The organism is Kribbella sp. NPDC004875 (assembly GCF_042873375.1).
In the GTDB taxonomy this organism is placed as follows: domain Bacteria; phylum Actinomycetota; class Actinomycetes; order Propionibacteriales; family Kribbellaceae; genus Kribbella.
Genome location: NZ_JBIALI010000007.1, coordinates 159,071 through 172,666, shown reverse-complemented (window position 1 = coordinate 172,666; position 13,596 = coordinate 159,071). Strand labels below are relative to the sequence as shown.

Here is a 13,596-nt window from a genome sequence, read left to right as displayed (position 1 = left end):
GATTAGAGGCGGATGACGGTGAAGGCTTCCGCGTAGTGGTTGGGTGGGAAGCCGGCGGTGGTGGCTACGTGGGCGAAGTTGGTGCGGATGCCGGTGCGGAGGCCTTCGGGGTCGCGGTGCTGGCTGGTGTGGGACATCAGGGCCGCGAGCTTCTGGTCGAAGGTGTCGGTGATGTCGACGTAGTGGTTGGCCGTTGGGTGGTCCATCATCCACAGTTCGCCGACCTCCCACGCCTCCTCGTCCATGTCGGGGTAGGCGTACGGGTTGCCCGCGGCGGGATAGAACGCCTGGACCGTCGCCTCCGCGGCGGCGAGGTGATCGGGGTGGGAGACCTGCATCCGGTTCCAGGAGCGTTCCGGCGACTGGGTGAGCAGCCGTTGCGGGCGGACCCTACGGACCACCTGACTGATGTCGCGGACCAGCTGTGGCGTCGCCTGGACCGCACCGTCCTGATAGCCGAGGAAGTGCAGTTCGTGGACGCCGACATGCTGCGCGGCGGCCGTCTGCTCGGCCCGGCGTACGGCGGGGATCTCCGCGCGATCGCGGTCGGGTTCGAAACCACCGGCCTGGCCGTCGGTGACGATGCAGTACTGCACCTCGATGCCGGCCTTGGTCCACAGCGCCACCGTGCCGGCGCCACCGAAGTCGATGTCGTCCGGGTGCGCGACCACCACCAGGATCCGCTCGAGCTCGCTGTCCGGTCGCGGATTCGCCTCAGGCACGGTCACACGAAGACCCTAACCGGACGCTGAGGCGTTTGCCTGAGCGGGCACAGTGGAAAACATGGAGTTCGGTGGTGAGTGCGACCCGCGGGAGGCGGGGCTCGACGCCGGCCGCCTGGGGGAAGCGGTCGCGCTGGTCGAGGCCCGGGGCCTCGTCGCGCAGTTGTGCGTGGTGCGGAACGGCCGAGTCGTCGTCGATCGGTCGTTCGGCTGTGCGCCGGACGCGTTGTTCTGGCTGTTCTCCGCGAGCAAGCCGTACACCGCCCTGGTGATCCACCAGCTCGTCGAGTCGGGCCGCTTGCATCTCGACGACGCGATCGCGGCGTACTGGCCGGAGTTCGCCCAGAACGGCAAGCGTGAGATCACCGTCCGCGAGGTACTGCGGCACCGCTCCGGCCTGTCCAACGCCGGCTCGTACGTCGGCGAGGTCCGCGCGATGACCGACTGGGACCGTTCCCTGCACCGGATCGCCGAGGCCAAACCCCGCTGGCCGCTCGGCACCGTCGCTTACAGCCCACTGGCCTTCGGCTTCATCCTCGGCGAGGTCGCCCGCCGCTGCAGCGGCACGCCGATCGACGAGCTGGTACGCCGTTACGTCTTCGAACCGCTCGGCGTCCAGGACACGTACCTCGGTCTGCCCGACGAGCTGTGGGGCCGGCATGTCCCGCTCCACGCGGCCGGTCCGATCGGGCCGTTCATCCAGTCCGTGGTGAACCGGCGCAGTACCCGGGAGGCCGTCGTACCGGCGGCCGGGATCTCGACGACCGCTCGCGACCTCGCGGCGCTCTATCAAGCGCTGCTGCAGGGCGGCGCGGCGCCGCACGGACGGCTGCTGCGGCCCGAGACCCTCGCCGTCGCGGTCGAACCGAGCAGCGAGGGCGAGATGGACCGGACCGCCCGGGCGCCGATCCGCTGGTCGCAAGGGTTCCAGCTCGGCGGACCGCGCTGGGTCGAAGGTGCGGTGTCGTCGCTCGGGTCGTTGAGCAGCCCCCGGGCGTTCGGACACAACGGCAGCAACTGCTGCATCGGCTGGGCCGACCCGGACCGGCAGATCGCCTACGCGTACCTGACCGACCGGGTCGGCAAGCCGAACGCCGACCTCCTGCACCACGCCGCCGTCGCGGACAAGGTCCTCGAAGCGGCGGGGTAGGACCTGCAGGCCATCACCATCGCCGGATCGCGCGAGGCCCAGCGTGGGCAGCCGTCTTTCGGGCGATTGTGATGGCGTGGCGGTCCGGGTCACACCAGTGCGGTCACCGGGACGCGTTCGTTGATCACGTGGTCGACGATGCCGTACTCCTTGGCGCCCTCCGCGGTCAGCACGTGGTCGCGGTCGGTGTCGTGGCGGAGCTGCTCGATCGTTTGGCCAGTGTGTTTGGTGAGGATCGACTCGACCTGACTGCGGACCCGGACCACCTCGTCGGCCTGCAGGATCAGGTCCGGGATCGTGCCCTGTCCGCGCGCGGCGGGCTGGTGCAGGACGACCCGCGCGTGCGGCAGTACGGCGCGACGTCCCGCCGTACCGCCCGCCAGCAGGACCGCGCCGGCGGAGATCGCCTGGCCGACGCAGAACGTCGCGACCGGGGACTGGATGTACTGCATGGTGTCGTAGATCGCGAGCATCGCGGTCATGTCGCCGCCCTCGCAGTTGATGTACAGGTTGATCTCCTGCTCGGGCTTGTCGACCTCGAGGTGCAGGAGCTGGGCGATCAGCGCGTTCGCGACGCCGGCGTCGATCGCCGTACCCAGGTAGATGATCCGCTCGCTGAGCAGGTGCGAGTAGACGTCCATGATCCGCTCACCGCGCGGGTGTTGAGCGATCACGTTGGGGATCGTGTAGGTACTCATGCGGCAGCCTTCTTTCGCGGCATGACCTGGTCGAAGGACTCGACGATGTGGTCGATGAAGCCGTAGTCGCGGGCCTGTTCGGAGGTGTACCAGTGGTCGTGCCGGGAGTCCTCGTGCACGGTCTCGAACGGCTGGCCGGTGTCCTCGGCGATCAGCCCGAGCACGGTGTCGCGGATGTGCCGCAGGTCGTTCGCCTGGATCTCGATCTCGACGGCCGATCCACCGATCCCGGCCGAGCCCTGGTGCATCAGCACGCGGGCGTGCCGCAGCGCGTAGCGTTTGCCCGGCGTCCCGGCCGAGAGCAGGAACTGGCCGGCGCTGCAGGCCAGCCCGATCGCCAGCGTCGACACGTCGCACGGCACGGTCTTCATCACGTCGCGGATCGCGAGCATCGACGGCACCGAGCCGCCGGGGGAGTGGATCCAGAACGCGATGTCGGTGTCCGGGTCCTCGGCCGCCAGCGTCAGGATCTGGGTGACCAGCAAGGTCCCGAGGTCGTCGTCGAGGGCTCGGTCCAGGACGACGATCCGCTGCGCCAGCAACCGTTGCCGGGCAGTCTCGTTGAACATCGGCGGTTTGATGTCTTCTGCCATGCCGTCCACTGTGGCCGCGCCGCTCGTGCGGTCCCAGCTTTTCTGCTGTCGGCAAGTCTGCCGAGAGCAAACAGTCAGCCGTTCTGGAGGGCTTTCGCGAGCCGGTCGTCGAAGTCGGACGGGAAGCCGTGACCGAGTCCCGGGATGCGCTCGACGGTGCAGCCGAGGGTTCTCAGGCGCTCGTCACTCGTGTCCACGACCTCGAGCAGGTTGTCACCGGTCCCGATCCAGATGGTTGCTGGCGACAACGGATTTGCAGCGTTTTCCGGCAGGTCGCGGAGCGCAGGCGCCACGAGGAGTGCTCCGGCGACCGGCGCGGGGCGTGCGGTGAGCGCCCAGTCCAGTGCGGCCCGGCCGCCCGCGGAGAAACCACCTGCAATCACACGTTTTCCGTGCAGTTCGTCAGGTAGGTCCGCGAGGGCCCGGGCGATGTCTGCTGCTGCGTGGTCAGGGTCGGGCCAGGTTCGGTAGTTGGGGGACATGCGCTGCGATGACTGCACGCAGACCAACGCGTAGCCGTGGTCGAGGACACGTGCCCAGTCCGTCCGTGCCCGCGCCGCCGTCTGCCCGGCGCCATGCAGCGCGACCACCACACCAACCGGCTCATCCGGTACGTCGATCAGCGCCGCCACCGGCTCGCCGGCGACGCGTGAACCCGACACAGCGATCAGTTCCTGGAACTCGGGCCGCCCGCGCAACCCCGCGAAGTCGTCATCGTCCAAGATCGCCGGCGCCCACCACGCTCCCGCCGCACTCGCCTCCCGCAACGTCCGCAACGCCCCGTCAGCATCACCAGCCGCGCCGAGTACGCAGGCCCTCAGATGCGCGAGCTCCGCCGACCAGGCCTCGAGACCGCCAGATTCCGCCTCGACCAGCGCGGCAGCCTCGCCGTACCGGCCCGCTTCGTACAGCGCCTCGACGCGGTCCACGAGCTCGTCGTAGCGAGCGGTCTGATCCATGCGGAGTACTTTAAGCTACGATACTGTCCATGTGGACAGTAAAGAGTCCAATCGGACAGCGCCTGCAGTATCTCGACCAGCTGAAGCTCGGGCTGGTGGTGCTCGTGGTGCTGCATCACGCCGCCCAGCCGTACGGCCCGCCCGACTGGTGGTACGTCCACGGCACCGTCCGCTGGGAGCCGCTCGAGCGGTTCACGGTCGTGAACGGCTCGTTCTTCATGGCCCTGTTCTTCGCGATCTCGGCCTACCTGCTGCCGCCGTCGTACGAACGCAAAGGCCCGCGCCGCTTCCTCGTCGACCGCTTCCGCCGGATCGGGATGCCGTTCGTCTTCGGCGTCGTCGTGATCGTCCCGGCGCTGATGTTCCTGCACCACCACACGTACGGCGACTTCCCCGAGTTCTCGTTCGCCCATCTGTGGTTCCTGCAGCACCTCCTGGTCTACGCGGTCCTGTACGCCGTCTGGCGCGTCGCGATCCACCGCCGCCCGGTCATCCAGGAGCCGCGGGCGCTGACCGGTTGGGCGATCACGGCCTTCACCGTGGTCATCGGACTCGGCACGTTCGCGATCCCGATCAAGTGGCCTGTCGACACCTGGATCGGGATCCTCGAGTTCATCCAGGCCGAGCCGTCCGATCTGGTCCAGTGCGGCGGACTGTTCGTCGCCGGACTGCTCGCGTACAGATACGACTGGCTGACCGGCATCACCCGGAGCGTCGGGTACACGTGCCTCGCGATCGGCGCCGGCCTCGCCATCGCGCACCTCGCAGCCCTGCCCGCCCTGTCCCGCTGCTACGCACCCGGTGGCGCGAACCTCGAGTCGTTCACCTGGTCGATGGTGGAGAGCACGATGTGCGTGACGTTGTGCGTCGGGATCGTGGTCGTGTTCCGCGAGCGCCTGAACCGGCCGGGCGCCGCCCGTTGGGGTGCGGCGTCGTTCACCGTGTATATCGTGCATGTGCCGGTGGTCGTCGGACTGCAGTTGCTCGTCCGCGATCTCGCAGCGGCACCACTGGCGAAGTTCCTGCTGGTCGGAGCGGTCGCACTGCCGGTCAGTTTCGTACTGGCGGCCGGGTTGCGCCGCGTCCCCTACCTGCGCGCCTGGGTCGGGGCCTGACGACAGCGCCACGACAGCGCCACGACGACAGCGCCACGACGACGGAGGCACGATGACCGAAGCGCGATCCTCGGACCTGACCGCGCGGGCGCGGTTGCGGCTCGCGGCGCTGAAGCTGTTCGCCGAGCACGGGTTCGAGGCGACGTCGACGCGGGCGATCGCGACCGAGGCGGGCGTGTCGCATGCGTTGCTGCGGCACCACTACGGCTCGAAGGACGGGCTGCGGGCCGCCGTCGACGACGACGTGCTGAACACGTTCGACGAAGGGCTGGCGACTCTCGACGCGAGTGACCTGGCCGCGCTCGGCCAGGTCACGGCGCAACTGTTCGGGGCCGACGAATTGCGGCGCAACTATCTGCGCAGGGTCCTGCTCGAGGGTGGCCCGGCCGGGATCGCCGTGTTCCACGGTCTGCTCGACGGCGCGCGCCGGCACCTCACCGCGTTGCGGACCGTCCCGATGGACGAGGCCGACGCGCGCTGGGCGCCGTACCAGGCCCTGTTCCTGATCCTCGGGCCGATGCTGCTGGAGCCGGTGATGGCGCCGACCCTCGACACGCCGGTGTTCGCGGCCGGTCCGCTGGCCGAACGCAGCGCCTCGAACCAGCGATTCATCGCCAAGGGCCTGCTCGACTGACCGCGTTTTCGGTAACTGTCGGCGGGAGCGCCTAAGGTGTTTGGTGATGACTACGCTGTTCTCGCCTGACGAGCTCCCGGTGCCGCTCGAAGAGCCGAAGAAGTCCCGGACCGATCCGGACTCGCTGCTCGAGGGGCTGAATCCGCAGCAGCGCGCGGCCGTCGTGCACGCCGGCAAGCCGCTGCTGGTGGTGGCCGGCGCGGGTTCGGGCAAGACCAGGGTGCTGACCCGGCGGATCGCCTACCTGCTGGCGGCCCGCGACGTGCACCCCGGGTCGATCCTGGCGATCACGTTCACCAACAAGGCCGCCGCGGAGATGCGCGAGCGGGTGGTGGACCTGGTCGGCCCGCGGGCGAAGCTGATGTGGGTCTCGACCTTCCACTCCTCCTGTGTGCGGATCCTCCGCCGCGACATCAAGCGGTTCGGGATCAACTCGACGTTCTCGATCTACGACGACACCGACTCGCGCCGGCTGATGACGCTGGTCTGCCGCGAGCTCGACCTGGACGTCAAGCGGTACAACCCGCGCGCCGTGCTGAACTGGATCAGCACCCAGAAGAACGAGCTGATCGACCACGAGACGGCCGCGGCGAAGGCCGAGAACCATCTCGAGGAGACCTACGCCGAGTGCTACCGGATCTACCAGGAGCGGCTCGCGCAGGCGAACGCGCTGGACTTCGACGACCTGCTGATGACCACGGTCAACCTGCTGCAGGCCTTCCCCGAAGTCCGTGAGTACTACCGCCGGCGCTTCCGCCACGTGCTCGTCGACGAGTACCAGGACACCAACCACGCGCAGTACACGCTGATCCGTGAGCTCTGCGGTGAGGATCCCGCGGCCATCGACAATTCAACTGGCAACGGCCCGACCGCGCCGCCCGCCGAGCTGATGGTGGTCGGTGACTCGGACCAGTCGATCTACGCGTTCCGCGGTGCCACGATCCGGAACATCCTCGCCTTCGAGGAGGACTTCGCCGGCGCCGAGACGATCCTGCTCGAGCAGAACTACCGCTCCACCCAGACGATCCTGACCGCGGCCAACGCGGTGATCGCCCGCAACGAGGGCCGGATGGCGAAGAACCTCTGGTCCGACCAGGGCCAGGGCGAGCAGATCGCGGTGTACGTCGCCGACAACGAGCACGACGAGGCGCAGTTCGTCGCCGACGAGATCGACCGGCTGGCCGACGCCGACGGGGTGAAGCCGTCCGACGTCGCGGTGTTCTACCGCACCAACGCACAGTCCCGGGTGTTCGAAGAAGTCTTCATCCGCACCGGCCATCCGTACAAGGTGGTCGGTGGCGTCCGGTTCTACGAGCGCAAGGAGGTCCGCGACGCGCTCGCGTACCTGCGGGTGCTGGTGAACCCGGAGGACACCGTCTCGCTGCGCCGGATCATGAACGAGCCGAAGCGCGGGATCGGGGACCGCGCCGAGGCGGCGATCGAGGCGCTGGCGGCCCGGGACCGGATCTCGTTCGCGGCCGCGATGCGCCGCGCCGAGGACGCGCCGGCGATGGCGTCGCGCTCGGTGAACGCCGTCCAGGCCTTCGTGGACATCCTCGACGAGCTGACCGCGATGGTCGACTCGGGCGCGCCGCCGGACGACATCCTCGACGTCGCGCTGCACCGCTCGGGGTACTACGAGGCGCTGCAGAAGTCGCCGGATCCGCAGGACGAGACCCGCCTGGAGAACCTGGACGAGTTCATCTCGGTCGCCCGTGAGTTCGTCGAGGAGCGGACCGCGGCCGGCGAGCCGTCCGACCTGCAGGCGTTCCTGGAGCGGGTCGCGCTGGTCGCCGACGCGGATCAGATCCCCGACGCCGCCGCCGACGGTGGCGTCGTCACGCTGATGACCTTGCACACCGCGAAGGGCCTGGAGTTCCCGGTGGTGTTCCTGACCGGCATGGAGGACGGCGTCTTCCCGCACTCCCGCTCGCTCACCGACCTCAAGGAGCTCGAGGAGGAGCGCCGGCTCGCGTACGTCGGGATCACCCGCGCCCGCCAGCGGCTGGCGATCTCGCGCGCCGCGGTGCGCTCGGCGTACGGCGCTCCACAGCACAACCCGCCGTCGCGGTTCCTGGAGGAGATCCCGGCCGAACTGCTCGACTGGCGCCGCGACGACTCCGCGATCACGCGCTGGTCCGGCACCGGTACGTCGCGTGGCAGCGGCATCCCCAGCCGGTACGAACCGAGCCGCAAGACGGCCTCCGACAAGCCCGTGATCAGCCTGAATCCGGGTGACCGGGTGGTGCACGACAGCTTCGGGATGGGCACCGTCGTGGTCGTCCGCGGCGAGGGTCAGCAGGCCCAGGCAGACATAGATTTCGGGTCGGAGGGCGTCAAACGGCTGCTTCTGCGCTACGCGCCGGTCGAGAAGATCTAAGTCAACTTCTTGGACTTATGCGTTGCATCTGGCCCGCGGATTGAGACAATCAAGGATCTTCGGCCCCTAGCGGAAGCGCGCCCACATGTCCAAGTCGTCGGCCAGCAGCCGCCGGATCATTCTGGCGGGAGCGAATCCTGGCCTCCGGCTGTTCGACGAGCGGGGCAAGGTCACGGCGTACGCCTCGATCTGGATGGTCGACTGGTCGATCCGGGGCTCCGGGACCGCGGTCGTGCTCTGGTTCGACGGGATCGTCCGGGTGGTCTCCGAGGACGTCGACCTCGCGTCCTGGCTGGAGCGGTACTTCGTCCGCTCGTTCCTGGAGGTCCAGGGGCTGCCGTGGCACGAGCCGGCCGTCGAGCGGGACCTGGTGCAGGTCTCGATGAACCTTGCCGACGGGCTGAGCGCCAAGGCGGCCGACATCCAGATCGAGATGAGCGGCGTGCTGGACCGGCGGTTGTTCGCGACCGACAACTTCCAGCTCGCCGACGGTAATCACAGTCTGAGTCTGGTGATCGCGCCGGTGCGTTCCGCGACCGTCTCGATCGGCGGCGCCTCGGTGCCGGGCTTCGTCCAGGTCGACGGCTCACCCGACAAGCCCGGCTCGTCGGCCTTCCTCACGACCGCCGAGGTCTGGCAGCGCTGAGCGCCCACCAGTTGTCCATCCGCTCGACGGTGCGCTGATCACCACCGAGCGCCCGCTGCAGCCGAAACAGGTACGCCGCGATGCCCGCCGTACCCTGCATCCAGCCAACGCCTGGCGGCAGGAGCGGGTCCTCGTTGCGGTGCTCGACGAAACGCCAGTACCCATCGGGGTAGACACGGTCGAGCAGCGCGTCGCCCATCCGTACGGCGAATTCCAGGTCCTGCGCGTCGCCGGTGCGGTGCCAGGCGTCGAGGAACGTGTCGCCGACTCCCGCCGTACCGCAGCAGCGGCCGTCGTTGTCCCAGAAGCCCGGATGCAGCCGCTCGGGGATGCCGGAGTAGCGGACGCTGTCCAGGCAGCGCCGGCGCCAGGTGTCCGGTGTCGCGTCGGCGATCTGTGGGACGTCGGCGTATTCGAGTGCGGCGAACGCCAGCGTCGTACCCGCGCCGCCGTGACACCAGTTGAACGTGTACTCGTCGCCGTGCCGCTCCGCCCACGGGATCACCCGCGGCACCCGGAAACCCAAGCTGTCGTTGATCCCGAGCGTGACCAGATGCTCGGCGCCACGCCGGGCCGCGTCCACGAGGTCCGGCCGTTCCAGCTCGACGCCGGCCAGGGCCAGCACGGCCACGATCCCAGCAAGCCCGTGCGAGAAGTTCGGCATCTCGGTCGGCTCGTCGGTCCGGAACCGCCGCGACACGAACTGCCAGGTGACCCCGGTCGCCGTCTCCTCCTGCTCGGGCAGCAGGAGATCGGCCGCGCAACCCGCCAGCTCGGACGCGTCCACTCCGTGACGACTCGCCCACAAGGCACCGAGCAGAACGGCACCGGTGCCGAGCGTGGCGTCGTTCGCGACCGCGTTCGCGACGTACTTCGGTGGCTCGAGGAAGCTCTCGTGCCACCCGACGGGCGTGGCGAGCTCGAGAGTTCGGTCGATCATCGCACCGGTGCCCGGTTCGTCGAGCGCGGTGAGGACGCCGACCGAACTCATCAGACCGTCGAAGAAGGTGACGCTCGTGGTCGCCGGGACAGCTGCTCGGAGCCGCTCCGCGATGGCCCTCGCGAGATGTTCCTCGACGGCCGTCCACGGACGGGTGAGCCGGATCTCCGCGAGCACATAGCCGAGCCCACCGATCCCGCTGTGCATGCCATCGAGGTACTGCGTGGGTTTGTCGCCGTCACCGGTCTCGGGGATCCACGGGCCGTCGTCGTCCCAGCGGACCTGGTCCAGTACCCAGCTCCACGAGGACTCGGCGACGCCGGCGTACGTCATGGCTTGGCGTTCATGGTTTGGCGTTGCGGAGCCGGATGCCGCTCCACTCGAGAGTCGTGGTGACGGTCTCGGCCCAGAAGTCGTGCAGCAGGGGCAGGACGCGGAGCTGGATGCCGGCCTCGTCGTGCAAGGCGAACAGGTCGCCGACACGTTCCGGCGGGCCGAGCGGCTGGACCTCGGTGGTGGCGACGAACGCCGCGTCGCGCTCGACGAAGTCGTCGGCGGGCAGACGGTAGGCGTACAGCTCGACGGAGCGCATCGCCTCCAGCCAGCCGTACTCGACGGCGTGGACACGGCTGCCGGAGCCGGCGCCGATGATTCGCTCGCGGTCCTCGGGAGTCGTCGAGGGGCCCACCCACGCCATCGCGCGGGGGCACTGCCTCGGGAACCAGTAGTCCGGGGCCCGGTCGTACCCGACCGCCCAGACGTACGCGGTGGCCTGCTGCGCCGTTTTCGCGACGTGCGGCCGGAAGACCTCGATGGTCGGGTCTTCGGAGAAGTGCAGAACCTCACCAGTCGCCGGACGCATGCGCCGCAGCTTAGCGGCGCCGGAGGGCTGGTGCTGAGGAGTTTCGGTCAGCCGGCGGTGTACGGGTCCAGGCCGCAGTGGTTGCGCAGCCAGGGCGCCGGGTCGATCGGCTCGCCGCCGTCCGGCCGGACCTCGAAGTGCAGGTGCGGGCCGGTGGTGTTGCCGGTCATCCCGACCGCACCGACCTGGTCACCGGCGTACACGGTCTCGCCGACCGACACGCTGAACTTCGACATGTGGTTGTACCAGGTGACGGTGCCGTCCTCGTGCCGGACCTGGACCTGGCGGCCGTAGGGGCCGGCCCAGTCGGCGAAGATCACGACGCCCTTCTGCACGGCGCCGATCCTGGTGCCGATCGGGGCGGCGAAGTCGAGGCCGGTGTGGTTGTGCGCCCACCGGTTGCCGCCCTGACCGAAGGTGGCGGTGATGTGGTAGCCGGTCAGCATGATCTCGCAGCGGGTGGCCGACTCGCGGGCCTTCTTCTCGGCCAGTTCGGCCTTGGCCTTCGCGGCGGCCAGCGCGTTCGCCCGCTTCGCGGTGAGGGCCTGGGTGGCGGTCAGCTTCGCGGCGCGGGCCTTGGCCAGCTGCGCGGCGGCGGACTGCTTCTTGGTCGTGTCGGCCAGCTGGACCCGGGAGGAGTCACGGGTGGCGAGCTGGCGGGCCTGGATGCGTGCCGTGGTGATGCCGGACAGCTGCTGCCCACTGTCCAGGCTGAGCGCGGCGAGGTTCACCGCGGAGTTCGCCTGGGTGGGTGACGCCAGCGTGCTGTGGCTGAAGCCGACAGCTCCGGCGGCCGCGGCGAGCGCGGCGGTCAGTCCGACGATCTGGCTACTGCTGGGGGTATTACGCCTGGCAACGCGATGCTTGGCACTGTGACGTGATGCGCCGGGCTTGCGCGCAGCATTGCCGGGCGTGACGCGGTCTCCCGCGGCACGGTGCTGGGACACAACGTGGCCTTTCGGTCACAGGGGAGGGGCTTGAAGGTCGAGCCGGAGGCTCTTCCCGCCCTCTCGGAGGGTTTATTCCCCGGGAGGACTCACAGACCATAACGGAAGGGTCACGGGGTGACAAACCCATCCGGGTAGTTTTCCGGCGCGCCTTCACGAAACTTTTGCATGAGCGGCTGCACGTGCATCGGCCGCGAGCACTGAGAAGGCTTCTGTGTCAGGCAGTTTTGGGCTGTTCGTCGAGATGCGCCAGCACGCCGGTGATCTTGTGCACGACCTCGCCGTGGAACGGCAACGACAGGTGCCCGACCCCGTGGACGCGGACATTGCTCGCGAGCAGGTCCGGGTGCCGGATCCGGGCGCGCCGCTGCGGCACGATCAACTGGTCGACGTCGCTGTAGAACGCGAGGAAGCGGGTCCGGCAGTCCGGCGCCGGCTCGGCGAGCTCGGCCATCAGCTCGCTGTCCGGCCGCACCTGCTTGACCAGGGGCCATGGCAACAACTTGGCCGCGACCGTCCCCTGGTGTGGCGTCCCGAGCGTCACGCAGGTGTGGACCCGTTCGGCGCCGCCGAGCCGCTGGACGTAGTACCGCGCGATCAATCCACCGAGGCTGTGCCCGATGACGTGGATCTGGTCCGAACCCGAGGCCTCACAGATCGCTTCGATCTCCGCTCCCATCCGTTCGGCGGTACGGCGGACGTCCAGCGTCAACGGTGAGTACGAGAAGGTGTGGAGACTGCTGAAGCCGCGGCGGACCAGGTGGCGGCGCATCAGCGCGAAGATCGTGTGGTTGTCGATGATCCCGTGCGCGAGCAGGATCGGCGTACCCGCGGCGCGGACGTCGCTGACCAGCAGGCCGCGCTGAGCCGGGCCGAGGCCGGCCAGGTTCAGGCGGGCGGGTAGCGCGCGGGAACCGGGGGCCTTGCCGAGTACGCCGAGTGGGTACATCGCCAGGTGGGTCGTGAGCCAGCCGAGCTCGACGGCTGCTCCGTGCAGCACGCTGGGTGAGACTGCCGAGCGGGCGCCGTACGCGAGTCCGTCCAGCGCGCCCCGGACTTCGTCCTGCCAGGAACTCATGGCGGCTCCTCACCAAACCAGACCCCCCGGTGGTCCGATCTCTTTCCAAAGTAACCGCTTCCGGTTCCGCGTGTCGGGGAACACACGCCTCCGTGTCTTATCCGTGAGGTGCGCAGCGGTTAGCCTGCCCACATGCCTGCTATGAGTCCACTGCGCGTCGTCGTCGCCAAACCCGGTCTGGACGGTCACGACCGCGGTGCCAAGGTCGTCGCCCGCGCCCTGCGGGACGCCGGCATGGAGGTCATCTACACCGGGCTGCACCAGACGCCCGAGCAGATCGTCGAGACGGCGATCGCCGAGGACGCGGACGCGATCGGTCTGTCGGTGCTGTCCGGCGCGCACATGACGCTGTTCAAGCGGGTGCGCGAGCTGTTGGTCGAGCGGGACGCGGAGGACATCGTGGTGTTCGGCGGCGGGATCATCCCGGACGCCGACCTGCAGCCGCTGGCCGAGTTGGGTGTGCACAAGATCTTCACTCCGGGCGCCACCACGACCGAGATCGTCGAGTGGGTCCGGGGCCATGTCGGAGACGCCTCGGCCTCGCCGGCCTGACACGTTGGCGGAGTCCTGGATCCGCTCCGGAGCGTGATGACGACTGCCCGGAGTCGATCTGAACAGTCCTGCCCGTTTCAGTCAGGTTACTAATCGGTAATACCGAATCGTTAGGAAATGCCCGGTTGTGCGGGCTTCCCAAACGCGGTCGCATACAGCCATGCGACTGTCCGTTTCAGAGACCGTCGAGCTGGGATGTGTGTGGCTCAGAACACATCACCCCGTTCTCGGTTACTGTCCGGACAGGGCGGATCGCAGTGCGGTGGGGGTCTGCGAATCGCTGCCGCAGGACAAGCGATGTCCCAATCGGGAGAGGGCAG

Annotated in this window: 14 protein-coding genes; 6 read left to right on the top strand and 8 right to left on the bottom strand. The window is 68.8% G+C overall.

The annotated features are described in order from the left end of the window. Positions 1-2: 2 nt before the first annotated feature. Positions 3-728, bottom strand: coding sequence for a PIG-L deacetylase family protein (locus tag ACFYRH_RS35155; protein WP_387784237.1), 726 nt, complete (start codon positions 726-728; stop codon positions 3-5). A gap of 55 nt (positions 729-783) precedes the next feature. Here ACFYRH_RS35155 and ACFYRH_RS35150 point away from each other — a divergent pair, with 55 nt between their 5' ends. Further along, positions 784-1,872, top strand: coding sequence for a serine hydrolase domain-containing protein (locus tag ACFYRH_RS35150; protein WP_387784235.1), 1,089 nt, complete (start codon positions 784-786; stop codon positions 1,870-1,872). A gap of 89 nt (positions 1,873-1,961) precedes the next feature. Here ACFYRH_RS35150 and ACFYRH_RS35145 read toward each other — a convergent pair whose 3' ends face one another. The 3 genes from ACFYRH_RS35145 to ACFYRH_RS35135 all read right to left on the bottom strand — a co-directional run bounded on the left by ACFYRH_RS35145 (position 1,962) and on the right by ACFYRH_RS35135 (position 4,122). Then, a complete protein-coding gene (locus tag ACFYRH_RS35145) occupies positions 1,962-2,570 on the bottom strand; it encodes a ClpP family protease (protein WP_387784233.1) in 609 nt (202 codons plus the stop codon). Continuing rightward, positions 2,567-3,163 carry a ClpP family protease gene (locus tag ACFYRH_RS35140; protein ID WP_387784231.1) on the bottom strand — a complete coding sequence of 199 codons (597 nt, stop codon included), beginning with the start codon at positions 3,161-3,163 and terminating at the stop codon, positions 2,567-2,569. The genes ACFYRH_RS35145 and ACFYRH_RS35140 overlap by 4 nt, the downstream gene beginning before the upstream one ends. Positions 3,164-3,237: 74 nt before the next feature. After that, entirely contained in the window at positions 3,238-4,122 is an 885-nt protein-coding gene (locus ACFYRH_RS35135; RefSeq protein WP_387784229.1) for an alpha/beta hydrolase, read from the bottom strand. A gap of 29 nt (positions 4,123-4,151) precedes the next feature. On the opposite strand from ACFYRH_RS35135, the gene ACFYRH_RS35130 reads away from it, so the two are divergent. The 4 genes from ACFYRH_RS35130 (at position 4,152) to ACFYRH_RS35115 (ending at position 8,897) form a co-directional block, all read left to right on the top strand. After that, complete coding sequence (locus tag ACFYRH_RS35130; protein ID WP_387784227.1) at positions 4,152-5,237, top strand: acyltransferase family protein; 1,086 nt, start codon at positions 4,152-4,154, stop codon at positions 5,235-5,237. A gap of 52 nt (positions 5,238-5,289) precedes the next feature. Next, positions 5,290-5,871: a TetR/AcrR family transcriptional regulator gene (locus tag ACFYRH_RS35125; protein WP_387784225.1), complete on the top strand. Its 582-nt coding sequence runs from the start codon at positions 5,290-5,292 to the stop codon at positions 5,869-5,871. A 46-nt stretch (positions 5,872-5,917) separates the two neighbouring features. Further along, entirely contained in the window at positions 5,918-8,251 is a 2,334-nt protein-coding gene (pcrA, locus tag ACFYRH_RS35120; protein WP_387784223.1) for a DNA helicase PcrA, read from the top strand. Between the two features lie 85 nt (positions 8,252-8,336). Beyond that, entirely contained in the window at positions 8,337-8,897 is a 561-nt protein-coding gene (locus tag ACFYRH_RS35115; protein ID WP_387784221.1) for a hypothetical protein, read from the top strand. Here ACFYRH_RS35115 and ACFYRH_RS35110 read toward each other — a convergent pair. The 4 genes from ACFYRH_RS35110 to ACFYRH_RS35095 all read right to left on the bottom strand — a co-directional run bounded on the left by ACFYRH_RS35110 (position 8,869) and on the right by ACFYRH_RS35095 (position 12,724). Next, on the bottom strand, positions 8,869-10,170 hold the full coding sequence (locus ACFYRH_RS35110; protein WP_387784219.1) for a lanthionine synthetase LanC family protein: 1,302 nt from the start codon (positions 10,168-10,170) through the stop codon (positions 8,869-8,871). The genes ACFYRH_RS35115 and ACFYRH_RS35110 overlap by 29 nt on opposite strands. A gap of 10 nt (positions 10,171-10,180) precedes the next feature. Further along, positions 10,181-10,699, bottom strand: coding sequence for a DUF6886 family protein (locus tag ACFYRH_RS35105; protein ID WP_387784217.1), 519 nt, complete (start codon positions 10,697-10,699; stop codon positions 10,181-10,183). A gap of 47 nt (positions 10,700-10,746) precedes the next feature. Then, complete coding sequence (locus ACFYRH_RS35100; protein ID WP_387784215.1) at positions 10,747-11,646, bottom strand: M23 family metallopeptidase; 900 nt, start codon at positions 11,644-11,646, stop codon at positions 10,747-10,749. Positions 11,647-11,863: 217 nt separating this feature from the next. After that, positions 11,864-12,724, bottom strand: coding sequence for an esterase/lipase family protein (locus ACFYRH_RS35095; RefSeq protein ID WP_387784213.1), 861 nt, complete (start codon positions 12,722-12,724; stop codon positions 11,864-11,866). 132 nt (positions 12,725-12,856) lie between these two features. Between ACFYRH_RS35095 and ACFYRH_RS35090 the strand changes: the two genes are divergently transcribed. Then, positions 12,857-13,276 (top strand): cobalamin B12-binding domain-containing protein, encoded by a 420-nt coding sequence (locus tag ACFYRH_RS35090; protein ID WP_387784212.1) that lies wholly within the window; start codon positions 12,857-12,859, stop codon positions 13,274-13,276. Positions 13,277-13,596 lie beyond the last annotated feature (320 nt).